The organism is Xanthomonas sp. NCPPB 1067 (genome assembly GCF_020783795.1).
Lineage (GTDB): Bacteria > Pseudomonadota > Gammaproteobacteria > Xanthomonadales > Xanthomonadaceae > Xanthomonas > Xanthomonas melonis.
In genome coordinates, this window is record NZ_JAJGQG010000036.1 from 1 (window position 1) to 25,816 (window position 25,816).

The following is a 25,816-nucleotide window of genomic DNA, read 5'->3' on the forward strand; positions in this document are numbered from 1 at the left end:
GCCACCTGGGCCGCCGGGACCGCGGTTGGCCGATGCCGGGCCACGGTTGCCGCCAGGACCCGGACGACCGCCGCCGGGGCGACCGGCAGGCCGCGCCGCGCCGTACGGACTGAAGCCCGGGGTGGCGTGATCGGACGGGAAGATCGGCGCGTTGCCTGGGTGGCCATAGGGATGCTTGCGCTGCCCCTGGCCCTGCGACTGGCCTTGACCACCGGCGCCGCCGCGGCCCTGGCCGCCGGCACCCGGACGTGCACCGCCCGGACCCTTCTTGGCATAAGGACGGGCCTGGCCGCTGCTGTTGCCGCCAGGACCGGCATTACGGTGGCCGCTGGGGCCGGTGCTCACGCCATCGGGCACATACCAACTGCGGAACGCGGCCGGGTTGCCCTCCGGCAGCGAGCGGTCGCCCTTGGCCGGGCCGCGTTGCTTGAACGGACGCTGCTGCGACTGCTTGGCCGCCGCCTCGCCACTGACGGTCAGCCCGCCCTTGAATCCGCCGGACTTGCCGCGACCGCGGCCACTGCGCTCTTCGCGGAAGTTGTCGAAGCGGCGTAGCTCGCGGCCTTCGTCGGCACCGGAGGTCTGCCCATTGACGTAGGCATTGCTGCGGCCGCCATCGCGCGCCACGTGCACGGTGGACTTGGCCGCGCGGCGCTGGCCGATCACCGGCTGCAGGGTCAGCGCCGAGGGGGCGCCTTCTTCCAGCTTGAGCTCGGCGCGCAAGGCCTCGACCTTGTCCTGCGCCACTTCCACCGACTGCCCACGCAGCAACTCGCGCGGCAACGCGATCTTGCCGTAGCGGCTGCGCTTGAGGCGGCTGACCTGGCAGCCCTGCGATTCCCACAGGCGGCGCACTTCGCGGTTGCGGCCTTCCTTGACCACCACGCGGAACCAGTCGTGCGAATCGGTGCCGCCGATGCGTTCGATCTCGTCGAACTTGGCGCCGCCGTCTTCCAGCAGCACGCCGCGCGACAGGCGCTCGATGATGGCGTCGGAGACGGTTTCCTCGTCCTCCGGGGCGCGTACGCGCACCACGTATTCGCGTTCGACCTCGTAGGAGGGGTGCATCATCGCGTTGGCCAGCTCGCCGTCGGTGGTGAGCAGCAGCAGGCCGGTGGTGTTGATGTCCAGGCGGCCGATCGCGATCCAGCGCGAACCCTTCAGTGCCGGCAACGACTCGAACACGGTCGGGCGGCCTTCGGGATCCTCGCGGGTGGTCACTTCGCCTTCGGGCTTGTTGTAAATCAGCACGCGCGCCGGTTCGGTCAGCGCACTGGCCACGAAGCTGCGCCCGTCCAGTTCGATCTTGTCGCCGCTGCGCACCGACATGCCGGTCTGCGCGACGGCGCCATTGACCTTGATCAGGCCATCGGCGATGCGCTGCTCCAGCGCGCGGCGCGAACCCAGGCCGGCCTGAGCCAGCACCTTGTGCAGGCGCTCTTCCAGCTTGGGCGCTTCGGGCGCGCTGTCGCGCTTTAGGGAGAGCTTGTTCAACGACAGCTTGCGGGGGGTGTCACTCATGTGTCTGGCTCCGGCCGCCGCGTTGCGGGTCGGCCTCTGGGTCGGAATCGGCTTCGTCAACAGCCACGGTCGTCGTCGCGACGGCGTTGTCTTCGTCTTCGTTCACTGCATCCGCGCGCGTGCCCGGCGCGGTGTCGGGGTCGCCCTCGCGGGCGGCATCGGGATCTTGCGTGTTCGGGTCCTGCGCCGAGTCAGGCTCGGGGTGTTGCGGTGTGGCGGTGGGGCGATCGTCGGCAGCGCGCTCGTCGCCGGTGCCGGCATCGTGCTGGTCGGTGTCGGATGCGTGGTCCGCGGCGCCGCTGCGCTCGGTTGCACCGCCCTCGACGTCGTCGGCTGCCTCGCTGCCGTTGTTATCGGCGGGGCCGGCGTTCTCTTCATCGGCCAGGGCAGCGGTGTTGGCGGTGGACTCAGCCGAAATGGCGCCGGCGTCGGCCGCTGCCGGGGCGTCGCCCGCATCGGCATCTGCAGCCGTTTCGCCGCCGGCGGCGTCATCGGCCGCATCGGCGTTGGCGGCATCGGTCCCATCCTGGTCGGCGCTCATCGCTGCCGCTGCCGGGACTACGCCGTCCAGCTGGCCGTCACGGTCCAGCGGCAGTTGCGGGTCCAGCTCGGCAATGTCCTTCAATTCGGACAGGGGCGGCAGCTCGTCCAGGCGCTTGAGCCCGAAGTAATCCAGAAAGCCCCTGGTGGTGCCGAACAGCGCAGGCTTGCCGGGAACGTCGCGGTGGCCCACCACGCGGATCCACTCGCGTTCCTCCAGCGCCTGGATGATGTTGCTGCTGACGGCCACGCCGCGGACCTGTTCGATCTCGCCGCGGGTGATCGGCTGGCGATAGGCGATCAGCGCCAGGGTCTCCAGCGTGGCCCGGGTGTACTTGGTACGGCGCTCGGTCCACAACCGCGCCACCCAGCCATGCACATCGGCCTTGACCTGGAAGCGGAAGCCGGAGGCCACTTCGACCAGTTCCACGCCACGTTCTGCGCAGCCTTCGCGCAACAGCTCCAGCGCACGTTCGACGCTGCCGGGCGGCGCCGGCTCTTCCTCGGGAAACAGCCCCTGCAACTGCGCCAGCGTCAGCGGCTGGCTGCTCGCCAGCAGGGCGGCTTCGATGATGCGGGTGATCAGCGCTTGATCCATTCGGTGATCGGCTTCAGGTGGGTTCGTTGGCGGCATCGCTGTCGTCGAATTCGCTGGAGAATTGCAGCGGCGCATTGGTATTGCCCAACGCCAGCGACTTCACGTAGATCGGCGCCAGCGGCGCTTCCTGCACGATGTCCAGCAACTGCTCCTTGGCCAATTCGAGCAGCGCCAGGAAGGTGACCAGCACGCCGAGCTTGCCTTCCTCGGCAGTGAACAGCGATTCGAAACGGTAGAACTTGCCGTCGTCCAGGCGGCCGAGCACATCGCCCATGCGCTGGCGCACACTCAGCGCCTCGCGCTTGATCGCATGCCCGGTGAACAGCTCGGCGCGTTTGAGCACGTCGTACAGCGCCATCAGCATCTCTTTCAGTTCCACCGGCGGCGGCAGCTTGACCGCCGCGCGCTCGGGCAGATGCGCCTGCACCGGCGCGCTGTCGCGGCCCATGCGCGGCAAGGTGTCCAGATCCTCGGCGGCCTGCTTGAAGCGTTCGTATTCCTGCAGCCGGCGCACCAGTTCGGCGCGCGGGTCTTCCTCTTCGCCCTCCTGGCTGGGCGGGCGCGGCAACAGCATGCGCGATTTGATCTCGGCCAGGATCGCGGCCATCACCAGATACTCGGCGGCCAGCTCGAAGCGCAGTTCCTGCATGACATTGATGTAGTCCACGTACTGCCGGGTGATCTCGGCGACGGGGATGTCCAGGATGTCCAGGTTCTGCCGGCGGATCAGGTACAGCAGCAGGTCCAGCGGACCTTCGAACGCATCCAGGATGACTTCCAGCGCATCCGGCGGGATGTACAGATCCTGCGGGATCTGCAGCACCGGTTGCCCATGCACCACCGCCAGCGGCATTTCCTGCTGCTGTGGCGGCGCGCTCGTGGCTGGCGGAGTCGCGGCGTGCGCGAGTTCGGAATTCATCAGGTCGACATCGGGTCTTACGGTCGCCGGTCGCGGTCTTAAGCCGCGCCTGCAGGGCTTTGCCTTGAGTTATTGCGATCAATGTCGTGCCTGCGCCGGCACGATCCCACACATCTACATACGCCAATCCACATGCAAGCAGGCGCCGTATGGCATGCGGCGACGGAACAGCGAGGAGGTCGTCTACGCGGGCCGGCGTTGGGCAGCGAATCGGTCGTCGGGAAGAGCGTTGAGCCTGGGCCGACGGGCCGCTGCGTCCGGCTGCGTGTGGCAGTGCAGTCAAGGGTAATGCGTGCGCGGGGGCGGTGTCCAGCGCCGCGCCGGCTAGAATTGGCGTGGTGATCTTCAAGTCCTTGGCGAGGTGGCGTGTGTGGTACGTAATCGAGGGGTATGACCGGGCCGATGCACTGGCCGCGCGGCAACAGGCGCGACCGGCCCATCTGGCGCGCCTGCAGGCGCTGGCAGCAGCCGGGCGGCTGCTGGTGGCGGGGCCATGCCCGGCCATCGATGCCGAGGATCCAGGTCCGGCCGGCTTCAGCGGCAGCGTGGTGATCGCCGAATTCGACGCCCTGGAGCAGGCACGTGCGTGGGCCGACGCCGATCCGTATGTGGAAGCGGGTGTCTATGGACGCACCGAGGTCCGGCCGTTCCGGCGGGTGCTGCCATGAGCCGGGTCGAACGGATCCGCGCGGCGCTGCAGTCGGCGCTGGCGCCCACCGAACTGGACGTGGTGGACGACAGCCAGCGGCATGCCGGCCACGCCGGCGCCCGCGATGGACGTGGGCATTTCAATGTGCGGGTGGTCAGTGCTGCGTTCGTCGGCAAGCCGCCGTTGGCCCGGCACCGGGCCGTCTATGCGGCGGTCGGGGAGATGATGCAGAGCGATATCCATGCCTTGTCGATCGAGGCGATCGCGCCGGGCGAGGCGGGATAAGCGCCAACCACGCGACCAGATCGCAGTGGTCCGATTGCAGCAGGGCACAAGGACAGGACCGATAGCGCCTGCCGCCGCCTGCCGCGTCGCCACACAAGTTGTGTATCGGCAGTCGGGGACTTGGCCTCTCCGTTTCCAAAGCCCATCGCCTGCGCTGCGATTGCGCATCACCGGACTATCAGATTGTGGTCACCGTCTCCTTTCGCTTGTGGACACGTGAGTACGTATTTGTTGCGCCGCAGCACATCAATTCACGGCTCCGTCACCGGGAGACGCTTGATCCGTAAGCGTTTCCACCGGCGTAAGGAGAGGGGTTTACGCCCGGTAATGAAAACGCTTACAGTCCGCGCCAGTTTCAGCAATCCGGTCGCAGAGGGCGGCACGATGGCCAAGGGCGCGGTCACCATCAAAGACGTTGCCAGGGAAGCGCAGGTGTCCGTAGCGACCGTGTCGCGCGCGCTCAATGGGCATGACAACGTGGCCGGCCCGGTGCGTGAGCAGGTCGTGCAGGTGGCACGACGCCTGCGCTACAGCCCGCATGCCGCCGCCCGCAGCCTGAGCAGCCGGTGTACCCAGACCATGGGGGTGGTGCTTCCCGATCTCTACGGCGAATTCTTCTCCGAGTTGATCCGCGGCATCGACGGCGCCGCGCGCGCTGCCGGCCGGCATCTGCTGGTGTCCAGTTATCACGGCGATCCGGAGGCCCAGGGCAGGGCGTTGCGGGCCATGCGCGGCAGGGTGGACGGGCTGCTGGTGCTCTCTCCCTACGCCGAGCAACCGGGTTTTTTGACCGACAACCTGCCGCAGGCCCTGCCGACGGTGCTGATCAATGCCCATCTGCCCGGTGGCGGGTATCCGGTGCTGAGCATCGACGACCATGCCGGCGCCGTGGCCATGACCGAGCATCTATTACGTATCGGCCACCGGCGCATCGCCTTCATCGGGGGGCCGGCCCTGAACTTCGACGCGCGCGAGCGCCTGCGCGGCTTCCGCGATGCCATGGCCGCAGCCGGCAGCCAGGCGCAGGGCGTCGAGTATCCGGGCGACTTCGACGAAGCCTCCGGCCACCGCGCCGGTTTGGCGATGCTGGCCGAAGGTACGCTGCCCGATGCGGTGTTCGCCGCCAACGACATGGCGGCGCTCGGCTGCCTGTACGCCTTCGCTCAGGCCGGTATCCGCGTTCCCGCCGATGTCGCACTGGCCGGCTTCGACGACATTCCGCTGGCCCGTTTCGTCCATCCGGCACTGACCACCATGCGGGTCAGCATTGCGCGACTGGGCGAGCAGGCCATGGCGCGATTGCTGCGGCTGGTGGAAGCGCCTGACCATGACTACGACGATGGCGGCCGCCGGCTGCTTGCGCCCGAACTGGCAATACGCGCGTCCTGCGGCGCCGGCGCGCCCGGTGCATGACCGTTCGGACGTCCTTTCCACCCGGCGCTCGTTCCTGCAACGCCGCAACGCCACCACGACAGCTCTCAGGAGACACCATGCGCCACCCCGGACGGGACGTTCGGCGACAAGGACTTCGGCATTGCCGCCGCCCCCGAACGATACCGGCGCCGTGCCACATTCAAGGTGGGGGAGGATATCCTCGGCGGGATCGCCCGCGGCAATTACGCCGCCTTCAACGGCGATACCGGACTATTGCGGGGCTTGAACACGGCTTATGGCACTCCGAGCGGAGCGCTGGCATCGCCGATGCGGACCTTCCCTCGGGCCCTCGGCCTGAACTGGTGAGGTCCCCAGCTGCCCGGGCATACGCCGGGGCGGTCGAACTCGGCGTCTGGATAGGGTAGGTTTGTGTGCGAAATGTAATCGATTACATAAGTGGGGGACGGATGGACAGGGGCACTGCGTCGCGTTGGTTGACGATTCCATTCTTGCTGAGCGTGCTGGTGCTGGCGTCCTGCAAACAGGCCGAGGAGCCCAAGGTGGCGGAGAAGAAGGCGCCGGTCAAAGTGATCCTGATCGAGGCGCAATTGCCGCCCAAGCCGGTCAAGCCGCCGCTGCCCCCGCTGTTTTCCGATATCGAACGGCGTACCTTCCAGTTCTTCTGGGACACCACCAACGAGGTCAATGGGCTGTCGCCTGACCGGTTTCCGTCGCGCCCGTTCGCCAGCATCGCCTCGGTCGGCTTCGCGCTGACGGCCTATCCGATCGGCATCGAGAATGGCTGGATCAGCCGCAACCAGGCGGTGGACCGCACCCTGATCACCCTCAAGTTCTTCCGCGATGCGCCCATGGGGCCGCAGCGGACCGGCAAGGCCGGCTACAAGGGTTTCTATTACCACTTTCTGGACATGCAGCAGGGCGCGCGTTACGACAGCTGGGTCGAGCTGTCGAGCGTGGACACTGCGCTGCTGATGATGGGCGTGCTGTTCGCGCAGTCGTATTACGATGGCGAGGATCCGCGCGAGAAGGAGATCCGCCAGCTCGCCGACACGCTGTACAAGCGGGTGGACTGGCGCTGGCTGCAACAGCGTGCGCCGCTGATCTCGATGGGCTGGTTCCCCGAGAGCGGCTTCATCAACCATGACTGGATGGGTTACAACGAGGCGATGATGCTGTACATCCTGGCGCTCGGTTCGCCCACCCACGGGGTGGACCCGGACGCCTGGACCAGTTGGACCCGCACCTACAACAACGACTGGGGCGTATACCAGGGCCAGGAATACCTGTCTTTCGGCCCGATGTTCGGCCACCAGTACAGCCATGTCTGGATCGACTTCCGCGATATCCAGGACCAGTACATGCGCGAACGCGGCATCGACTACTTCCTCAACAGTCGGCGCGCCACGCTGGCCCAGCGCGACTATGCCATCGACAATCCGATGAAGTGGAAGGACTACGGCGAGAACGTGTGGGGCCTGACCGCCGGCGATGGCCCGCAGAACACCAGCCAGGAATACCGTGGCGAGCAGCGGCAGTTCCGCCACTATTCCTCGCGCGGCGCCGGCCTGCGCGAGAACTTCGACGATGGCACCATCGCGCCGACCGCGGCGATCTCCTCGATCGTGTTCGCACCGGAAGTAGTGATTCCTGCAACCGAGGAGATGCACAAGCGCTACGGCGATTTCCTGTACTCCAGCTATGGTTTCCTGGATTCATTCAATCCCAGCTTCAACTACGACATCCCGCTCAAGACCGGGCGCATGATTCCGAACCGGGGCTGGGTGGCGGGCGACTACATCGGCATCGACCAGGGGCCGATTCTGGCGATGATCGCCAACTATCAGAACGAATTCGTCTGGAACGTGATGAAGAAGAACGCCTACGTCCGCAGCGGGCTGGAACGGGCCGGATTCACCGGTGGCTGGCTCACCCCCGAGGGTGAACCGCAGCCGCTCCCGCAGAAGGACGAGCAGAGGGCAGCTGCGCGGTCGCTGGGCATGGCCGAATCGCGCGCCGCCGCCGCCCAGGCCCAGCAAGACCCTTCGCAGCGGCAGAATTCCTCGCAACGCCCCAAACCCGAGTAATCCGTGCGCCTCCTGACCCTGCTGATGATGGCCGCCGTCCTGTGCGCAGGCGTGGCGGGATGCACCCGCACCGATCCGGCGCAGACGACCGTGCGGTTCTGGGCCATGGGCAAGGAGGCCGAAGTGGTCGCCGAACTGGTGGCCGATTTCGAAAAGCAGCATCCGGATATCCGCGTCGACGTGCAGAACATCCCGATGACCGCGGCGCACGAGAAACTGCTGACCGCCTTCGCCGCCGATGGCCTGCCCGACGTGTGCCAACTGGGCAACACCTGGGTGCCCGAGTTCGCCCTGCTGGACACGCTCGAACCGATGCAGCCGTACGTGGCGCGCTCCAGCATCGTCGACCCGGCGGACTATTTTCCCGGCGTGTGGGACACCAACGTGATCGATGGCACCCTGTATGGGGTGCCGTGGTATGTGGACACGCGGCTGTTGTTCTATCGCAAGGACCTGCTGCGCGAAGCCGGCTACGACGCGATGCCCACGACCTGGGCCGGCATGGAGCAGGCGATGGCGGCGATCAAGCGCAATGTCGGGCCGGACCGCTATGCGATCCTGATGCCGCTCAACGAGTTCGAGCAGCAGCTCTCCTTCGCGTTGCAGCAGGACGACCGCCTGCTGCGCGACCACGACAACTACGGCAATTTCCGCAGCGCCGGCTTCCGCAAGGCATTGGCGTTCTACGACGGCATGTACCAGAACGGCTGGGCGCCGAAGGTCTCCGAAACCCAGGTGTCCAATGTCTGGTACGAATTCTTCAACGGGTACTACGCGTTCTATCTGTCAGGCCCCTGGAATGTGCGCGAGTTCAAGCTGCGCCAGCCACCCGGCATGCAAGGCAAGTGGGGTACCGCGCCGTTGCCCGGTCCGAACGGCCCCGGCGCGGGCATTGCCGGCGGCTCCAGCCTGGTCATCTTCAAGTCCTCGCGGCACAAGGACGCCAGCTGGAAGCTGATCGAATACCTGTCGCAGCCGCAGGTACAGGCGCGTTTCCACGCCATCATCGGCGACCTGCCGCCGCGGCGCAGTACCTGGCAGCTGCCGTCGCTGGCCAACGACGAACTGGCCCGCGCCTTCGGCGACCAGCTGGAGCGGGTCAAGGCCACGCCCAAGGTGCTGGAATGGGAGCGCATCGTGCAGGAGATGCGCCTGGTGACCGAGCAAGTGGTGCGCGGCGGTCAATCGCACGAGGCCGCCGTGCAGGAACTGGACAAACGCGTGGACGACATCCTGGCCAAACGCCGCTGGATCTTCGAGCAGGAAGGCGGACATGTCGGGCCTGCCGCCGCGGCGATGCCGCCCACCGCCGCCACCGGAGCCACCGGAGCCACCGGAGCCACCGGAGCCACCCGATGATGCGCCGCACCTCCATCGCCGGCTGGGTGTTCGCCGCGCCATCGATCCTGGTACTGGGCATGTTCTTTGGCGTGCCGGTACTGGCCGCGCTGGTGCTCAGCGTCACCGACTTCGACCTGTACGCGCTGGCCGACAGCAGCCATCTGCGTTTCGTCGGTCCGGGCAACTACATCGAGCTGCTGCAGACGCCGCTGTTCTGGAAGTCGTTGTGGAATACCACGTACTTCGTGTTGCTGGGCGTGCCGATGTCCATCGGCGTGTCGCTGGGCGCGGCGCTGCTGCTCAACGCCAAGGCTTCGCGCTTCAAGGCCTTGTTCCGCACCGCGCTGTTCGCCCCGGTGGTGACCACGCTGGTGGCGGTGGCGGTGATCTGGCGCTATCTGTTCCACATCAAGTACGGCCTGGTGAACTTCGGTCTGGCCCATCTGGGCATCGCCCCGATCGACTGGCTGGGCGATCCGCGCTGGGCCATGCCCACCATCATGCTGTTCGCGGTGTGGAAGAACTTCGGCTACAACATGGTGATCTTCCTGGCCGGGTTGCAGGCCATTCCGCAGGACCTGTACGAAGCCGCGCGCATCGACGGCGCCTCGCGCTGGAAGCAGTTCCTGCACATCACCTTGCCGATGCTGGGCCCGGTGCTGATGGTGGTCGGCGTGATCACCATTTCCGGCTACTTCCAGCTGTTCGCCGAACCCTATGTGATGACCCGCGGCGACCCGCTGCAGAGCACCGTGAGCGTGCTGTATTTCATGTTCGAGGAAGGCTTCAAGTGGTGGAACCTCGGCCGCGCCTCGGCCGTGGCGTTCCTGTTGTTCCTGATCATCCTGACGGTGACCACGGTGATGCTGCGCTTCGGCCGCAAGAAGGATTTGATATGAGTCGTGATGTCGGCGAGTCGCGTTGGAATGCCGTGCTGATCAACGGCGGGCTGGTGCTGCTGGCAGTGATCAGCCTGGCGCCGCTGCTGTGGATGCTGTCGGTGTCGTTCATGCCGACAGGCGAAGCCAGCCGCTTCCCGCCGCCGCTGCTGCCATCGTCGTTCACCACCGCCAACTATCACGAGCTGTTCGCGCGCACCGGCATGGCGCGCAACTTCGCCAACAGCCTGTTGGTGTCGGGGCTGATCACGCTCGGCTCCTTGCTGATCAACACCATGGCCGGTTATGCCTTCGCCAAGCTGCACTTCGTCGGCCGCGAACGCCTGTTCAAGATCCTGATGGCGGCGCTGGTGATCCCGGCGCAGGTGGCGATGCTGCCGTTGTTCCTGCTGATGAAGCAGCTGCATCTGGTCAACAGCATCGGCGGGGTGGTGGTGCCGGCGCTGGCCACCGTGTTCGGCATCTTCCTCGTGCGCCAGTACGCGCGCAGCATCCCCGACGAACTGATCGAAGCCGCGCGCATCGACGGCGCCAGCGAACTGCGGATCTTCTTCCAGATCGTGCTGCCGATGCTCAAGCCGGTGCTGGTCACCCTGACCATCTTCACCTTCATGGGCTCGTGGAACGACTTCATGTGGCCGCTGATCGTGCTCACCGACCAGGAGCAGTACACCTTGCCGGTGGCGCTGGCAGCACTGTCGCGCGAGCACATCATGGACGTGGAACTGATGATGGCCGGTGCGGTGGTGACGGTGATTCCGGTACTGCTATTGTTCCTGGCGCTGCAGCGTTACTACATCCAAGGTCTTCTGCTGGGGAGTGTGAAGGGGTGAAGCCAGTGTTCCTGCGATTGTTTGCGATGACCGCCCTTGCCGCCTCGGGCGCGGCGCAGGCGCAGGAGCGCGTGCTCGACGGCTTCAACGACATCAGCGCCTGGCGACTGGTAGTGTCCAACCAGGTGAGCGGTTCGCTGCGCCCGGTAGCCACCACTTCTGGCGGACACGCGCTCTGCCTGGATTACAACTTCAATGGCGTGTCCGGCTATGTCGGCATCCGTCGCTCCTTGCCGATCACCTATCCGGACAACTACCGGATGTCGTTCGCGCTGCGCGGCGAATCGCCCTCCAACGACCTGCAGTTCAAGCTGATCGACGCCAGCGGCGACAACGTGTGGTGGGTCAACCGGCCGGGCTTCAACTTCCCGAAGAACTGGGCCACGTTCAACTACCGCAAGCGCAATATCGAAAAGGCCTGGGGCCCGGGCGCGGACAAGCAACTGCGCAGCAGCGCGGACGTGGAATTCACCATCTATAACAAGGTCGGCGGCAAGGGCACGGTGTGCTTCGATCGTCTGACCCTGACGCCGCTACCGGCGGAAGACACCTCGCCGCTGAAGGCCGAGGCCATCACCGACACCGCGCCGGCACTGGAACAGCGCCTGGCGGACGGCAAGCCGGACACCTTCTGGCTCAGCGGCGCGGTCAAGCAACAGACCGTCACCCTGGACCTGGGCAAGGTGCGCGAATTCGGCGGTGCCGTGGTGCAGTGGGTACCAGGCTTGCAGGCTTCGCAATACCAGGTGCGCTCCTCCAGCGACGGACGTAGCTGGCGCGACCTGCGCACGGTGACCGCCGGTGCCGGCGGCACCGACTGGTTGGCCTTGCCCGATACCGAGGCGCGTTATCTCCGCTTCGACCTCAAGGACGGTCCGAACTGGCGTTACGGCATCAAGGAAGTGCAGGTGCAGCCGCTGGCGTTCGCGGCCACGCCCAACGACTTCATCAAGTCGGTGGCTGCGCAGACGCCGCGTGGCAGTTATCCGCGTGGTTTCTCCGGCGAGCAGCCGTACTGGACCATCCTGGGCCTGGATGGCGGCACCGAGCAGGGCCTGATCGGCGAAGACGGCGCGGTGGAAGTGGGCAAGGGCGGTTTCAGCATCGAGCCGTTCGTGGTCACCGGCGGCAGGGTCCTGCACTGGTCCGATGTCAGCAGCGAGCAAAGCCTGCAGGACGACTACCTGCCCATCCCTAGCGTGGATTGGCACCACGACCTGATGAACCTGCGCGTCACTGCGTTCGTGCAAGGCACGCCGGAGCAGGCGCAGCTGGTCGCACGCTACCAGTTGCACAACACCGGAAAGGACGCGCGCGAATTCACCCTGGCGCTGGCGGTGCGGCCGTTTCAGGTCAACCCGCCATCGCAGTTCCTCAACACCCTGGGCGGCATCAGCCGCATCGAGCAACTGTCCGTGGACGGCGGCCAGGTCAGCGTCAACGGCAGGCCGCGCGTGTTCGCGGCGCAGCGCCCGGACGCCGGTTTCGCCAGCGCCTTCGACAGCGGCATGGATGTTGGCCATCTCACCGCCGCAACACCGCCCAGCACCAGCCAGGTCAAGGACGAGACCGGCCTGGCCTCGGGCGTGCTGCTGTATCGCTGGAAGCTGGAGCCCGGCCAACGGCGCGAAGTGGCGGTGGTGATTCCACAGACCGGTGCGGCGCAACTGCCGGCCGGTTTCGATGCCGAGACCGCGCAGCGACAGGTGGCACAGCAATGGCGCAACAAGCTCGATCGGGTACGCATCAGCGTGCCGGTCGAAGGCAAGCCGGTGGTCGACACCTTGCGCACCGCCTTGGCGCACATGCTGATCTCGCGTATCGGGCCGCGTCTGCAGCCGGGCACGCGCTCGTATTCGCGTAGCTGGATCCGCGATGGCGCGATGATTTCCGAAGGGCTGCTGCGGCTCGGCCGCGAGGACGTGGTGCGCGACTACGTCGACTGGTTCGCTCCCTACCAATTCGCCGACGGCATGGTGCCGTGCTGTGTGGACGATCGCGGCAGCGATCCGGTGCCGGAGAACGACAGCCATGGCGAGCTGATCTACAACATCGCCGAGTACTACCGCTACACCGGCGACAGGCCATTCCTGGAAAAAATGTGGCCGCACGTCACTGGCGCATTCGACTACATGGAAAAACTACGAGCCAGCGAACGTACCGAAGAGAATTTCATGCGTAATCCGGCCTTCTACGGAATGATGCCGGTCTCGATCAGCCACGAAGGCTATTCGGCCAAGCCAGTGCATTCGTATTGGGACAATTTCTGGGCACTGCGCGGTTACAAGGACGCCGCGATGCTGGCCGGTGCGCTCGACAAGCCGGAGGACCTCGCCCGCTTCGGCGCTGCGCGCGATGAGTTCAGCGGCGACCTGATCGCCTCGCTGGGCGCGGCAGTGCGCCAGCACGCCCTCGATTTCCTGCCCGGCTCGGCCGAGCTCGGCGATTTCGATGCGACCTCCACCACCATCGCGCTGACACCGGGCGGCGAACAGCAGCGGCTGCCGCAGGAGCTGTTGAACAACACCTTCGAACGCTACTGGAAAGAGTTCTCCGACCGCCGCGACGGCAAGCGCGAATGGAAGGACTACACCCCCTACGAGTGGCGCAACGTCGCCGCGTTCGTACGGCTCGGCTGGCGCGAGCGCGCCTGGGACGCCACCACGTTCTTCTTCAAGGACCGTGCGCCCCAGCCCTGGAACCAGTGGGCGGAAGTGGTGTCGCGCACGCCGCGCACGCCGTTCTTCGTCGGCGATCTGCCGCATGCCTGGGTGGCATCGGACTTCGTGCGCTCGGTACTGGACATGTTCGCCTACACGCGCGAAGCGGATCAGAGCATCGTGATCGCCGCCGGCACGCCGACGCGCTGGTTCGAAGGCAAGGGGATTGCGATTGCCGAATTGCGCACTCCGTATGGGCGTCTCAATTACAGTCTGCAGCGCACGGAGAAGCAGCTGACGCTGCAGTTGCAGCCCGGCCTGCTGATGCCGCCCGGCGGCGTGGTCTTCGCCTGGCCATACCAGGGCGAGCCCGGCAAGGCCAGCGTCAACGGCGAAACGGTGGAGTGGCAGAACGGCGAGTTACGCATCCAGCAACTGCCGGCAGCCGTGCAGATCGATGTGCCCAGCGCGGTACGGCGGGCCGAGAAGGCGTCGCCGTAGTGCAGAGGCCTTGTCCAGCAAGGGCAGGGCAGTGGCGTGCCGGTAGCAAGCAGCTTGCCGCGCGTTTCTTGTTGCTGGCGTGCGCGATGGGGGCACAGGCTGCTCCGGCGGCGCAGCAGGTCGAGACCGAGCGGGCGCGGGACGGCGGCCGGCCTCCGATCAGCATGCGATCTACTCCGGCAGGGCCCGTGCGCCAGATGACCCTGGTCACGCTGAACCTGCATCACGACCGCGACGACTGGCCGGGCCGTCGCGCGCATATCGCCAAGCAGCTCAAACGGCTGGCGCCAGACGTGATCGCCCTGCAGGAAGTCATCGAGCGGCACGGCAGCGTGGAAAACCAGGCCGGCTGGCTGGCGCGCAAGCTGGATTACGAGCTCATCTTCGCCTCGGTCGATCCGGTTGGCGCGGCCAAGCGTTATGGCAATGCGCTGCTCAGCCGGCGCAAGGTGCTGGCCCGCCACCAGCGGCAGTTGCAGCCGCTGGACGACTATCGCGTTGCCGCGCACTTGCAGGTCGACGTCGAGGGCCAGCCGGTCAACGTCTATGTCACCCATCTCAACGAACGCGCAGACGCACACGGCACCGCCACGCGGACGCGTCAGGTCGCCGATCTGCTGGAATTCGTTGCCACCACCAGCGCGCAGGCGCCGGTGGTGATCGCCGGCGATTTCAACACCGCCGCCGATGCGCTGGATCTGGAAGCGCTGCGCAAGAGCTATGGGGACAGTTACGGCAGCGTGCACCGTAACGGTGATGCCAGCGTCAGCACCTTGAACACGCACGTCTTCGCCAAACCCGCGCGCATCGACCACGTGTTCTTCCAGCAGAACCGCCTGCTCGCACGCGAAGCGCGCATTTTGTTCGACACACCTTACGCCGAAGGCCGTTGGGCGTCGGATCACTACGGCGTCTGGGTGCGCCTGCAGCTGGCCGCCGATCAGTCCGTTGCCCCCTGACCGCATCTGGCCGCAAGCCGTAGGAGTGCCCCCGGGCGCGGCGGGCTGTACCGGTGACGCCCGTCGCGTCTGGGCGCGCTCCTACAGAAGAGGGCTTCGCATCCAGCGATCACCCATGCAGGCGATTGAAGATCTGCACGCCGGCCAGCCATACGCCGGTCATGCTGCCGACATTGGTCAGCAGGAAGGTCAGCACCACGCGCGACACGCGATTGCGGTACCAGCCGCGCAGGGTCTGCGCGTCGTCGCGCAGGGTCAGGAAGTCGCCGTACGCCGGCTTGCGCATATGCACTTCGACCAGCGCCGCGAAGGCGCCGGTCGGCACGCTCAGACGGAACGGCTTGAATGGAGCGACCAATGCAGCGGTGAGGATGCTCAGCGGGTGGCTGCCAGCCAGCAGGCAGCCCAACGCAGCCATGCCGCCGGTATACATCGCCCATTGCAGCAACAGGTCTGCGCCCATGCTCAGGCCGCCGCGCCAGAAGCCGACCGCGATGCCGGCGATGATGACCGCCAGGATGCCGAGCGTGATCCACGGGATACGCTTGCGCTGCTGCACGTGTTCCAGCGACTCGCGTAGCGGGCCCGGTGCCTCGGTGTCCTGTTCCAGATGTCGCGCAAGCCCTGCCAGATGTCCGGCACCGACCACGGCCAGCACTTCGCGCTGGTCGGGATCGGCTTCCTCGCGCAGGCGCGTGGCCATGTAGCGATCGCGCTCGGCGATCACCGTTTCGTACAACTCCGGGCTTTCGCTGGCGAAATCACCGAAGCTCGCTTCCAGCATGTCGCCCTGCTTGAGCTTTTCGATCTCCTCTTCGCCGACTTCGTCGGCCGCGAACAGCCCGCCAAGCAGGCCGCCGGCCAGTTTCATCTTGCCGAAGAAACCCAGCCGGCCGGAGGCACGCTTGAAGGTAAGGCCGACCTCGCGATCGATCAGGTGCACCGGCAGGCCCTGCGCGCGTGCCAGGCTGACCGCCTCCTTCAACTCCGCGCCCGGCTCGATGCCGAGTTGCTTGGCCAGGCGCCGCTGATACGCGGCCAGGGCCAGATTCGCCGCGAACAAGGCCACGCGCCCCTTGCGGATCACCTGCACCAGATCCAGACGCGCTAGCGCGTCCGGGTCGCTCAACGCCTGCAGGCGCTGCGCATCCAGTTCCACCGCGACGGCGTCGTAGCGGCCGCTGCCGATCGCCCGCTGCACCGCAGCCACGCTGGCCAGCGATACATGCGCGGTGCCCAGCAAGGTATAGCGCACGCCATCGCGCTCGACGATGCGATGAGGCTGGCCGGAAAGCGCATCGTCCAGACTGTGGGGGAGCTGCTCGGTCATGGGGTCATTCATCAGAAGGAGGGGTGGTGTCGCCGGAGCCGAGCTGGCGCTGCATCTGCACGCCATCCAGCCAGCGACCATGCTTGCGACCGATACCGGTAAAGACTCCGACCATGCGGAATCCAAAACGTTCATGCAGGCGCAGCGAGGCACGGTTTTCGGCATCGCCGATCACCGCGATCATCTGCCGGTAGCCGCGTTGCTCGCATAGGGCGATCAGCTCGCCCAGCAGGGCCTTGCCGATCCCGCGGCCTTGCATGCCGGCGGCGAGATAGATCGAGTTCTCCACCGTCCAGCGATAGCCAGCACGTGCCCGGAACGCGCTCGCATACGCATACCCAGCAACCACGCCGTCGGCTTCGGCAACCAGATACGGGTAGCCGGCGTCCACGATCGCGCGCATACGCGCATGCATCTGTTCGCTCGACGGTATCGCGTACTCATAGGTATTGCACCCGGCGATCTGCTCCGCATAGATCGCGGTGATCGCCGGAATATCCGCATCGCGGACCGCACGCAGCGCGACGGGCATGCGATCAGTCGATGTAGCGCTTGAGCAGATCGCCGTACGCATCGATGCGGCGATCGCGCAGGAACGGCCAGATGCGACGTACCTGTTCGCTGCGCTGCAGATCCACATCGCAGATCAGCACCGTCGGCTCCTGGCCGGCTTCGGCGATGAATTCGCCCTGCGGTCCCAGCACGTGGCTGTTGCCCCAGAACTGGATGCCGGATGCGCCCAGCGGCGAAGGCTCGTGGCCGACGCGGTTGCACGACAGCACCGGCACCCCGTTGGCGACCGCGTGCCCGCGATGGCTCAGGATCCACGCATCGCGCTGGCGTTCCTGTTCGGGCTGCTGGTCGTCCGGGTCCCAGCCGATCGCGGTGGGGTAGAGCAGCAGCTCGGCGCCGGCCAGCGCCATCAGGCGCGCCGCTTCCGGGTACCACTGATCCCAGCAGACAAGCACGCCCAGGCGGCCGACCGAGGTGTCGATCGGCGTAAAGCCCAGGTCGCCAGGGGTGAAATAGAACTTCTCGTAGAACCCCGGGTCGTCGGGGATGTGCATCTTGCGGTACTTGCCGAGCAGCCGGCCGTCCTTTTCGAACACCACGGCGGTGTTGTGGTAGAGGCCGGCGGCGCGGCGCTCGAACAGCGAGGCCACCAGCACCACGCCGTGCTGTCTGGCCAGCGCGCTCAGACGCTCGGTGCTCGGGCCGGGAATGGGCTCGGCCAGATTGAATTCCTCCACCGACTCGTGCTGACAGAAGTACGCACCGTTGTGCAGTTCCTGCAGCAGCACCAGCTTGGCGCCTTGCGCGGCGGCTTCGGCCACGCGTGCCTCGATCACGGCCAGATTGGCCTCGGCATCGCCGTGGTTGCGCTCCTGGATCAGCGCGACGGAAAGGGAATGACGGGTCATGGAAACGTCCAACTGGGTGGCGCACTAAGGTAGCGCGCCCTGGCGTAATGCCGGCCTGCCGGCCGGGACGGTAACTCAGGCGGCCAGCAGGCCGGCGGGCAACTGCATGGTCAGGCAGTGCAGGCTGCCGTTCTGCCAGATCAGCGCGCGGCACGGCACCGGCACGATTTCGTGCTGCGGGAACGCTTCGGCCAGCACGGCCTGCGCAGCGGCGTCGGCGGCATCGCCATACGCCGGCATCAGCACTGCGCCGTTGACGATCAGGAAGTTGGCGTACGACGCCGCCAGGCGCCGGCCCTGGTCGAGAATCGGCTGCGCCCATGGCAGCACGAACAGCCGGTACGGTTGCCCGTCGGCCTTGCGCAAGGCCGCCAGTTCGTTGCCCATCGCCTGCAGCTCGGCGTAGTGCGAATCGCCAGGCGCATCGCAGCCCTGGTAGACGATGGCATCCGGACCGGCGAAGCGTGCCAGCGTATCGATGTGCGCGTCGGTGTCGTCGCCCTCCAGGTAGCCATGGTCCAGCCACAGCACGCGGTCCTGTGCCAGCCACGCGGCCAGGTCGCTGCTCAGCGATGCGCGGCTGCGTTGCGGATGGCGCTCGTGCAGGCATTTCCAGGTGGTCAGCAAGGTGCCGGCGCCGTCGGTCTCGATCGCGCCGCCTTCCAGGGCGAAATCCACCGTCTGCACCGGCGCGGGCACGAAGACCTGCGCCGCATCCAGTGAACTCACCAGCTGATCGTCCAGGCTGGCCTCGAACTTGCCGCCCCAACCGGTGAAGCGGAAATCCATCAGCCGGAAGCCACCATCCTGACGCAGGGTGATCGGGCCGGAATCGCGCAGCCAGGTGTCGTTGTAGGCCGCCACCACGAAGCGTACGCGCGTCATGTCCAGCCGTGCCGAACGCAGCCGCGCCTCGGCGTAGATCTGCAAGTCGTCGTCTGCCACGCAGATGATCACCGGCTCGAAGCGGGCGATCGCCGTGACCAGCGCGATGTAGGTCTCTTCCACATCGGCCAGGCGTTCGGCCCAATCGGTCCCGGCGTGCGGCCACGCGAGCAATACAGCGGATTGAGGTTCCCATTCGGCGGGAAAGCGGAGACGGTCGGTCATGCCTGGCAGATACTCATCTTGGTGTCCGGACCGCGGCCCGGAGGTGTGTCGATACCCTGCACCCGGTGCAGGCTCTTGCGATCCTGACACACGCTCGCGCGTCAGGCCTTGGTGCAGATTCGCAGCAGGACGTGTCCGGTTGCTGACGGGCACGGCGCTCGCGGCTTGCGTGGCGGTCCGGCCTGCGCTGCACGTGGCGGCGCAGGCGCGCGATCACTTGATCGGCGGCTTCGGCCCGATCTCGTTGGCGTCGGCCTGATTGGCCACCACGTCGATCACCTTGCTCTTCTCGAAGTACACGGTGAACGCCGGGTACACCCAGCGATGGATCGTCGGCCACTGACGCTTCTGGCCGCCGCGCGGATCCAGCTTTTCCTGCGGCGCGCCGTAACGGCTTTCGACCTGGCTCATGCTGTCGCCGCGCAAGGGCAGGGCAGCGGCAGGTTTTTGCTGGACGCGGTCGATCAGCAGCGTTTCGGCCGAAGCGACGGCGCTGATCCCCATCAACGCGATTGTCAGCACGATCGGCGGCATCACAAACAAACGGTTGCGCATGTCATCTACTCCCCAGTGGACAAGATTCGAGTGGCGATTACAGCAAAAAACCATGGCCCGCGCCGGTCGCGCAGCACCCGGGCGTGCCTGTCATCCAGGCAGGTGTGGCGCTCGCAGCGGACGCGGGCGCGATGGCCTGCAGCAAGGCAACGACCAAGAAAAAACCGCCCGGAGGCGGCTTTCTCGGGTCTGGCACGCGCCGCGAAGGCTCAGCGCTGACGCGCCTTGAAACGCGGGTTCGACTTGCAGATCACGAAGACCTTGCCGCGGCGGCGGACCACCTTGCAGTCGCGGTGACGGGTCTTCGCAGACTTCAGGGAGGACAGGACTTTCATGGCACACCTCGGTGTAAGCGGTTGGATTCGATGGGAAGAGTGCCCACGGTTCGAGGGTGCACTCGCAATGAAGCCGGCGATTCTAACCGGCTTTTCGTCGTGCTTTCAAGTGGTTGCAACGCAATCGCAGCGAGCGGCGTTACACTACCGCCTGATGCCCTTCCGGAAACCTGAATGACCGACCTGTCGCCCGTCCTCACCATCGATGGCCCCTCCGGCGCCGGCAAGGGCACGGTCAGCCGAATCGTCGCCGCCCGGCTGGGCTGGCACTATCTCGATTCGGGCGCACTCTACCGCGCCGTCGGCGTGGCGGCGAGCTGGGCCGACCTGGACGTGTCCGACCCGGCGGCTCTGGTGCGCTGCACCTTCGATACCCGGGTGGAGTTCGACGATGCTGGCGAGGCGGGGCTGCGGGTGTTGGTCAACGGGGTGGATGCCACCAGTGAATTGCGCCTGGAAACCACCGGGGCGCTGGCCTCGGCCATTGCCGCCATTCCCGAGGTTCGCAGCGCACTGAAAGAGCGCCAGCGCGCATTCAGGCGTGCTCCCGGGCTGGTCGCCGACGGCCGCGATATGGGCACGGTGATCTTCCCCGACGCCGCCTTCAAGGTGTTTCTGACCGCCAGTGCCGAAGAACGTGCGGGCCGTCGCCATAAGCAGTTGATGGAAAAGGGTGTTTCGGTTATCTTTGACGACCTGCTGCGCGAGATCATGGCCCGGGATGCCAGGGATGCGCAGCGGGTGGTGGCGCCATTGCGGCCGGCCGAAGACGCCGTGCTGATCGATACCAGCGGAATCGGGATCGAGGATGTCGTCCAGCGTGTGCTCGGCGTGTTATCCGACCGCACGTCGTCGTAAGCGTTCCGCAAGCGGGCCTGTCCCGCCAACCGTAAGGCGTTCCAAAGCTCCGTTACGCATCCTGCGTGGCGGTTCTATTCCTTCCAATCCGACCCGTGGTTGGGGTCGACCAACAGGCTGGGCGGTCCGTCTCTGTCGCAATCCGACGATCGGCGCCCGTGTGTTCAACTGAGTAAATTCAAATGACAGAATCTTTTGCAGAACTGTTCGAAGCCAGTCAAGCCAATCTGGCGAAGCTGAAGCCGGGCTCCATCGTCACCGGTACCGTCGTGGAAGTGCGCGGCGACGTGGTGGTGATCAATGCTGGCCTGAAGTCCGAAGGCATCGTGCCGATCGAGCAGTTCCGTAACGACGCTGGCGAGATCGATGTGGGCGTGGGCGACCAGGTCAAGGTCGCGCTGGACTCCATCGAAAACGGCTTCGGCGAGACCGTGTTGTCGCGCGAAAAGGCCAAGCGCGCGATGGTGTGGGACGAGCTGGAAGAAGCGTTGGAGAAGAACGAAACCATCACCGGCCGCATCAGCGGCAAGGTCAAGGGTGGTTTCACCGTGGACATCAAGGATGTCCGCGCGTTCCTGCCCGGTTCGCTGGTGGATGTGCGCCCGGTGCGCGACCCGGCCTACCTGGAAGGCAAGGAACTCGAGTTCAAGCTGATCAAGCTGGACCGCAAGCGCAACAATGTGGTCGTGTCCCGCCGTGCAGTAGTCGAAAGCGAGCACTCGGAAGAGCGCGAGCAGCTGATGGACAAGCTGCAGGAAGGCGCGATCCTGAAGGGCGTCGTCAAGAACCTGACCGACTACGGCGCGTTCGTGGACCTGGGTGGCATCGACGGCCTGCTGCACATCACCGACATGGCCTGGAAGCGCGTGCGCCATCCGTCCGAAGTGGTCAACGTCGGCGACGAGCTCGACGTGCGCGTGCTGAAGTTCGACCGCGAGCGTAACCGCGTCAGCCTCGGCCTGAAGCAGCTGGGCGAAGATCCGTGGGACAACATCGCCCGTCGTTACCCGGCCAACAGCCGCGTGTTCGGCAAGGTCTCCAACGTCACCGATTACGGCGCGTTCGTCGAGATCGAGCCGGGCGTCGAAGGCCTGGTGCACGTGTCGGAAATGGACTGGACCAACAAGAACGTCAATCCGTCCAAGGTCGTGCAGGTCGGTGACGAAGTCGAAGTGATGGTGCTGGACGTCGATGAAGAGCGTCGCCGCATCTCGCTGGGCATGAAGCAGGTTGCCGCCAATCCGTGGGAAACCTTCGCTGCCACCCACAAGAAGAACGACAAGGTGTCCGGTCAGATCAAGTCGATCACCGACTTCGGCATCTTCATCGGTCTGGACGGCGGCATCGACGGCCTGGTCCACCTGTCCGACATCAGCTGGAACACCACCGGCGAAGACGTCGTGCGCAACTACAAGAAGGGCGACACCCTGGAAGCCGTGGTGCTGGCAGTGGACCCGGAGCGCGAGCGCATCAGCCTGGGCGTCAAGCAGCTGGAGCAGGACCCGTTCGGTCAGTACATGGCGTCCAACCCGAAGGGTTCGAAGGTCGAAGGCACGGTGCGTGAAGTGGATGCCAAGGGCGCCACGATCGATCTGGCCGATGGCATCGAAGGCTATGTGGCTGCACGCGACATCGCCAACGAGCGCGTCGACGATGCGACCCAGCACCTGAAGGTCGGCGACAAGATCGAAGCCAAGTTCGTGGGCATGGACCGCAAGGGCCGCACCCTGCAGCTGTCGATCAAGGCCAAGGACGATGCCGAAATGCGCGAAACGCTGGAGGAATACCAGTCCTCCGCTGCGTCGGGCGGCATGACTCAGCTGGGTGCGTTGCTGCGCGCGCAGTTGAACAACAACAAGTCCGAGTAAGCGCGTAGCGCTCTAGCGAGCGTGATGGATCGGCCCGGGCTTGCCCGGGCCGATTCCGATGTGTCAGTCGAAAAAGCAACTCTTCCCATGACCAAGTCCGAATTGATTGAAATCCTGGCACGACGCCAAGCGCATCTGAAGTCGGACGACGTGGACCTGGCAGTCAAGTCGCTGCTGGAAATGATGGGGCAGGCGCTCTCCGAGGGCGATCGGATCGAAATTCGCGGGTTCGGCAGCTTCTCGCTGCATTACCGCCCGCCACGCTTGGGTCGTAATCCCAAGACCGGCGAATCGGTGGCGTTGCCGGGCAAGCATGTCCCGCATTTCAAGCCGGGCAAGGAGTTGCGCGAGCGGGTCAGCTCGGTGGTTCCGGTCGATCTGGCCGATGCGGCGGACTGAGGTACGCTCTACCGCTACGTTTATCCTGTCTCGGTTAAGCTAATTCCCTTCCCGACGGAGTCTCGCGATGAAGGTGTTTCGCTTGCTGGTGATGTTGGCGTTCCTGCTGGTCGGCCTGATCGTCGGGGCGGTCAATTCTCAGGACGTCACGCTCGACTTCCTGTTCTCCAGTGTGCATACGACGTCCGGAGTCGCGATCATCGTCGCGTTGCTGGTCGGCGTGTTGATCGGCGCCGGCATGGTGCTGGTCAGTGTGGTCATTCCCCTTTATTCCAGACTGCGCCAGGCCAACAAGGCGGTTGCGGTCAGTCGTGCCGATGCCGGGCCAGTTGCGCCCGCCGCCGTCGAGCCGCGCCCTCTCGATGGACTGTAAGCACGTATGGACTTCCTGACCGAGTGGTTCTGGTTCTTCCTGTTTTTGCCGCTGGCGGCCTTGAGCGGCTGGGTCGTCGGCCGTCGCGGTGGCCAGCGCCACGGCGATACCCAGGTCAGCCGCCTCTCCAGCACCTATTTCCGTGGTCTGAACTATCTGCTCAACGAGCAGCCGGACAAGGCCATCGAGCTGTTTCTGCATATCGCCGAGCTGGATAAGGAGACTTTCGAGACGCAGGTTGCGCTCGGGCACCTGTTCCGGCGCCGCGGCGAGGTGGATCGCGCCATTCGCCTGCACCAGGGCCTGGTGCAGCGTGCCGACCTGACCGACCAGCAGCGGGTGCAGGCCTTGCTGGCGCTGGGCGAGGACTACATGAAGTCCGGCCTGCTCGATCGCGCCGAAACCGTGTTCACCGAACTCGCCCAGCTGGACCAGCGCGCGCCGCAGGCGCTGCGGCATCTGATCGGCATCTACCAGGCCGAGCGCGACTGGGAAAAGGCGATCGACAACGCCACCCGCTACGAGGAAGTCACCGGCGAGCCGATGGGCAAGCTGATCTCGCAGTTCGAATGCGAACTGGCCGACCGTTACCGCGGCCTCGGCAAGCCCGACGACGCCTTGCTCGCGATCCGGCGTGCCTACCAGGCCGATGGCACATCGGTGCGTGCCGGCATTCTGGAAGGGCGCATCGAAGCCGAGCGTGGACACGACGAGGCTGCCGTGCGTGCTTTCGAGCGCGCCGCGCGGCACGACCCGGAGTATCTGCCGGAGATCATCCCCGCCCTGATGGCGGCCTATCGCCGGGTTGGCGACATCGCCGGTGCGCGCAACTTCCTGTCGGAAATGACCGAACACTATCGCGGGATCGCGCCGGTGCTGGCGCTGACCCAGCTGATGGAAGCGCAGGACGGCGTCGCGCCGGCATTGGCCTATCTGAGCCGTCAGCTCAAGGATCGGCCATCGGTGCGCGGAGAGTCCGCACTGATCGACCTGACCTTGGCCGAGGGCAGCGACCCGGTCGGCACCTTGAACGATCTCAAGCACATCACCGATCAGTTGCTGGTGCGCAATCCCAGCTATCGGTGCACCCGCTGCGGCTTCGGCGCCAAGACCCACCACTGGCAATGCCCGAGCTGCAAGGAGTGGGGCACGGTCAAGCCGCTGTTGAATTACGCGGTGGTGTAACGGTGTCGATCTTTCCTCAAGGGCGCGCATGCCCGGGCACCGGGCTGCGGTTGCGGGCGCATCGCATGCGGCGGCGACACGTGTCAGGGCATCTGGCTGGCGATCCGTACGCTACCGTATTCTGGCCTTCGGCAGGCGCATGGCGAGGCATCCGGGTGCCGTTGTCGTTGCTGGATGCGCATCGCGGCAGCGCTTCGCGCCCGATCGGTCACCGGGCGCGCTGATGTCGGAACTCTGGCTGTGGTGTGCGTCGCACCTGATCGCCGCGGCGCTGGGCACCTGGCTCCTGCGTGGCTATGCACTGCGTCGTCGCCTGCTCGATCAGCCCGGTGAGCGCCGCAGCCATGCCGTCGCCACACCGCGCGGCGGCGGCATGGCGATCGTGGCAGCCGTTCTTGCGGGATGCGGGGCGGCGTGCGCGCTCTGGCCGGCCGCGCGCCCGATCGTGATCTGGTTCGCCGCCGGGCTGGTGCTGGTCGCCGGTGTCGGTTGGTGGGACGATCACCGCCCACTATCGGCCAGGCTGCGTCTGCTCATCCATATGGCCGCCTCCGCCTCGCTGGGGCTGTTGATCGCGCGCTACAGCGGTAACGCCTGGGATGGCGTCCTTGGTGCGCTGGCGTCGGTGGTGTTGATCAACGTCTGGAATTTCATGGACGGCATCAATGGGCTGGCGGCCAGCCAGGCCGCATTGGCGGCATTGGCATTCGCCGCCGCTGTCCCGGCGCCCTGGTCGTGGGCAGGTCTGGCGGTGGCGGCGTCCTGCCTGGGCTTTCTGCCCTTCAACTTTCCGCGTGCGCGCATCTTTCTGGGCGACGGCGGCAGTGGTGCGCTGGGCTACATCCTGGCCGCGCTGCTCGCGCTCGGCGTGGTGGAAGGGCAGGCCGGCTGGTGGATCGGCTGGCTGCCCTTGTCTGCATTTCTTGTAGACGCCGGCTTCACGCTATTGTCTCGCATGCTCGCCCGGCAACGCTGGTGGGAACCGCATGCGCAGCACGTTTACCAACGTCTTGCGCGTCGTTTCGCAAACCATGTTCCGGTAACCGCCGCTTATTTCGCCTTCAGCCTGGCGGCGCTCAGCTTGTACGTGGTACTTCGTCATGACCCGTTGTGGCTGCAATGGCTTGCGGCCCTGAGCTGGGGCCTGGCGGCCACAGCGATCTGGCACCTTCTGCGCAATGGCCTGCGCGATTATTGA

24 protein-coding genes and 1 pseudogene are annotated in these 25,816 nt (G+C 65.9%); 16 read left to right on the forward strand and 9 right to left on the reverse strand.

Annotated elements, in window-relative coordinates:
- The 3 genes from LL962_RS18850 to LL962_RS18860 all read right to left on the reverse strand — a co-directional run.
- Window positions 1–1,521 (reverse strand): pseudouridine synthase (locus tag LL962_RS18850; protein WP_228318023.1); only part of this gene is annotated, 1,521 nt, incomplete at its 3' end.
- Entirely contained in the window at window positions 1,514–2,659 is a 1,146-nt protein-coding gene (gene scpB / locus LL962_RS18855; RefSeq protein ID WP_441004885.1) for an SMC-Scp complex subunit ScpB, read from the reverse strand. The genes LL962_RS18850 and scpB, both read right to left, overlap by 8 nt.
- A gap of 13 nt (window positions 2,660–2,672) precedes the next feature.
- Complete coding sequence (locus LL962_RS18860) at window positions 2,673–3,578, reverse strand: segregation and condensation protein A (protein ID WP_104586989.1); 906 nt, start codon at window positions 3,576–3,578, stop codon at window positions 2,673–2,675.
- A 368-nt stretch (window positions 3,579–3,946) separates the two neighbouring features.
- Between LL962_RS18860 and LL962_RS18865 the strand changes: the two genes are divergently transcribed.
- The 10 genes and pseudogenes from LL962_RS18865 (at window position 3,947) to LL962_RS18910 (ending at window position 15,184) form a co-directional block, all read left to right on the forward strand.
- Window positions 3,947–4,246, forward strand: a complete 300-nt coding sequence (locus tag LL962_RS18865) for a YciI family protein (protein ID WP_228318040.1) — start codon at window positions 3,947–3,949, stop codon at window positions 4,244–4,246.
- Complete coding sequence (locus LL962_RS18870; RefSeq protein WP_228318025.1) at window positions 4,243–4,512, forward strand: BolA family protein; 270 nt, start codon at window positions 4,243–4,245, stop codon at window positions 4,510–4,512. The genes LL962_RS18865 and LL962_RS18870 overlap by 4 nt, the downstream gene beginning before the upstream one ends.
- Before the next feature lie 384 nt (window positions 4,513–4,896).
- On the forward strand, window positions 4,897–5,925 hold the full coding sequence (locus LL962_RS18875) for a LacI family DNA-binding transcriptional regulator (protein ID WP_228318041.1): 1,029 nt from the start codon (window positions 4,897–4,899) through the stop codon (window positions 5,923–5,925).
- Window positions 5,926–6,012: 87 nt separating this feature from the next.
- Window positions 6,013–6,252, forward strand: a pseudogene (locus tag LL962_RS18880) (hypothetical protein); the annotation flags it as partial.
- A gap of 101 nt (window positions 6,253–6,353) precedes the next feature.
- Window positions 6,354–7,991: a glucoamylase family protein gene (locus LL962_RS18885; protein WP_228318026.1), complete on the forward strand. Its 1,638-nt coding sequence runs from the start codon at window positions 6,354–6,356 to the stop codon at window positions 7,989–7,991.
- A gap of 3 nt (window positions 7,992–7,994) precedes the next feature.
- Window positions 7,995–9,350, forward strand: a complete 1,356-nt coding sequence (locus LL962_RS18890; protein ID WP_228318027.1) for a sugar ABC transporter substrate-binding protein — start codon at window positions 7,995–7,997, stop codon at window positions 9,348–9,350.
- Window positions 9,347–10,231, forward strand: a complete 885-nt coding sequence (locus tag LL962_RS18895) for a carbohydrate ABC transporter permease (protein WP_104586994.1) — start codon at window positions 9,347–9,349, stop codon at window positions 10,229–10,231. Before LL962_RS18890 ends, LL962_RS18895 begins: the two co-directional genes overlap by 4 nt.
- On the forward strand, window positions 10,228–11,064 hold the full coding sequence (locus LL962_RS18900) for a carbohydrate ABC transporter permease (protein ID WP_228318028.1): 837 nt from the start codon (window positions 10,228–10,230) through the stop codon (window positions 11,062–11,064). Before LL962_RS18895 ends, LL962_RS18900 begins: the two co-directional genes overlap by 4 nt.
- Before the next feature lie 26 nt (window positions 11,065–11,090).
- Window positions 11,091–14,225, forward strand: a complete 3,135-nt coding sequence (locus LL962_RS18905; protein ID WP_228318029.1) for a discoidin domain-containing protein — start codon at window positions 11,091–11,093, stop codon at window positions 14,223–14,225.
- Window positions 14,226–14,389: 164 nt separating this feature from the next.
- Entirely contained in the window at window positions 14,390–15,184 is a 795-nt protein-coding gene (locus LL962_RS18910; protein WP_230429250.1) for an endonuclease/exonuclease/phosphatase family protein, read from the forward strand.
- A 109-nt stretch (window positions 15,185–15,293) separates the two neighbouring features.
- On the opposite strand, the gene LL962_RS18915 is transcribed toward LL962_RS18910, so the two are convergent.
- The 6 genes from LL962_RS18915 to ykgO form a co-directional block, all read right to left on the reverse strand.
- A complete protein-coding gene (locus tag LL962_RS18915; RefSeq protein WP_228318031.1) occupies window positions 15,294–16,526 on the reverse strand; it encodes a TraB/GumN family protein in 1,233 nt (410 codons plus the stop codon).
- Window positions 16,519–17,046 carry a GNAT family N-acetyltransferase gene (locus tag LL962_RS18920; protein WP_228318032.1) on the reverse strand — a complete coding sequence of 176 codons (528 nt, stop codon included), beginning with the start codon at window positions 17,044–17,046 and terminating at the stop codon, window positions 16,519–16,521. Before LL962_RS18920 ends, LL962_RS18915 begins: the two co-directional genes overlap by 8 nt.
- Before the next feature lie 4 nt (window positions 17,047–17,050).
- Window positions 17,051–17,935 (reverse strand): carbon-nitrogen hydrolase, encoded by an 885-nt coding sequence (locus LL962_RS18925; protein ID WP_228318034.1) that lies wholly within the window; start codon window positions 17,933–17,935, stop codon window positions 17,051–17,053.
- Window positions 17,936–18,010: 75 nt separating this feature from the next.
- Window positions 18,011–19,045: an agmatine deiminase family protein gene (locus LL962_RS18930; RefSeq protein WP_228318036.1), complete on the reverse strand. Its 1,035-nt coding sequence runs from the start codon at window positions 19,043–19,045 to the stop codon at window positions 18,011–18,013.
- 213 nt (window positions 19,046–19,258) lie between these two features.
- The gene (locus LL962_RS18935; RefSeq protein ID WP_104587001.1) at window positions 19,259–19,600 is read right to left on the reverse strand and encodes a hypothetical protein; all 342 of its coding nucleotides are present in this window, start codon (window positions 19,598–19,600) and stop codon (window positions 19,259–19,261) included.
- 209 nt (window positions 19,601–19,809) lie between these two features.
- Entirely contained in the window at window positions 19,810–19,935 is a 126-nt protein-coding gene (gene ykgO, locus LL962_RS18940) for a type B 50S ribosomal protein L36 (RefSeq protein WP_005913193.1), read from the reverse strand.
- A 174-nt stretch (window positions 19,936–20,109) separates the two neighbouring features.
- Here ykgO and cmk point away from each other — a divergent pair, with 174 nt between their 5' ends.
- From cmk to LL962_RS18970, 6 genes are all read left to right on the forward strand, one after another.
- The gene (cmk, locus tag LL962_RS18945; RefSeq protein ID WP_104587002.1) at window positions 20,110–20,793 is read left to right on the forward strand and encodes a (d)CMP kinase; all 684 of its coding nucleotides are present in this window, start codon (window positions 20,110–20,112) and stop codon (window positions 20,791–20,793) included.
- 182 nt (window positions 20,794–20,975) lie between these two features.
- Window positions 20,976–22,661 (forward strand): 30S ribosomal protein S1, encoded by a 1,686-nt coding sequence (gene rpsA / locus LL962_RS18950; RefSeq protein WP_104544102.1) that lies wholly within the window; start codon window positions 20,976–20,978, stop codon window positions 22,659–22,661.
- Between the two features lie 87 nt (window positions 22,662–22,748).
- Window positions 22,749–23,060, forward strand: a complete 312-nt coding sequence (locus LL962_RS18955) for an integration host factor subunit beta (protein WP_104587003.1) — start codon at window positions 22,749–22,751, stop codon at window positions 23,058–23,060.
- Window positions 23,061–23,127: 67 nt separating this feature from the next.
- Entirely contained in the window at window positions 23,128–23,433 is a 306-nt protein-coding gene (locus tag LL962_RS18960; RefSeq protein WP_104587004.1) for a lipopolysaccharide assembly protein LapA domain-containing protein, read from the forward strand.
- Window positions 23,434–23,439: 6 nt separating this feature from the next.
- Window positions 23,440–24,618: a lipopolysaccharide assembly protein LapB gene (gene lapB / locus LL962_RS18965; protein ID WP_104587005.1), complete on the forward strand. Its 1,179-nt coding sequence runs from the start codon at window positions 23,440–23,442 to the stop codon at window positions 24,616–24,618.
- Window positions 24,619–24,841: 223 nt separating this feature from the next.
- On the forward strand, window positions 24,842–25,816 hold the full coding sequence (locus tag LL962_RS18970) for an MraY family glycosyltransferase (protein ID WP_104587006.1): 975 nt from the start codon (window positions 24,842–24,844) through the stop codon (window positions 25,814–25,816).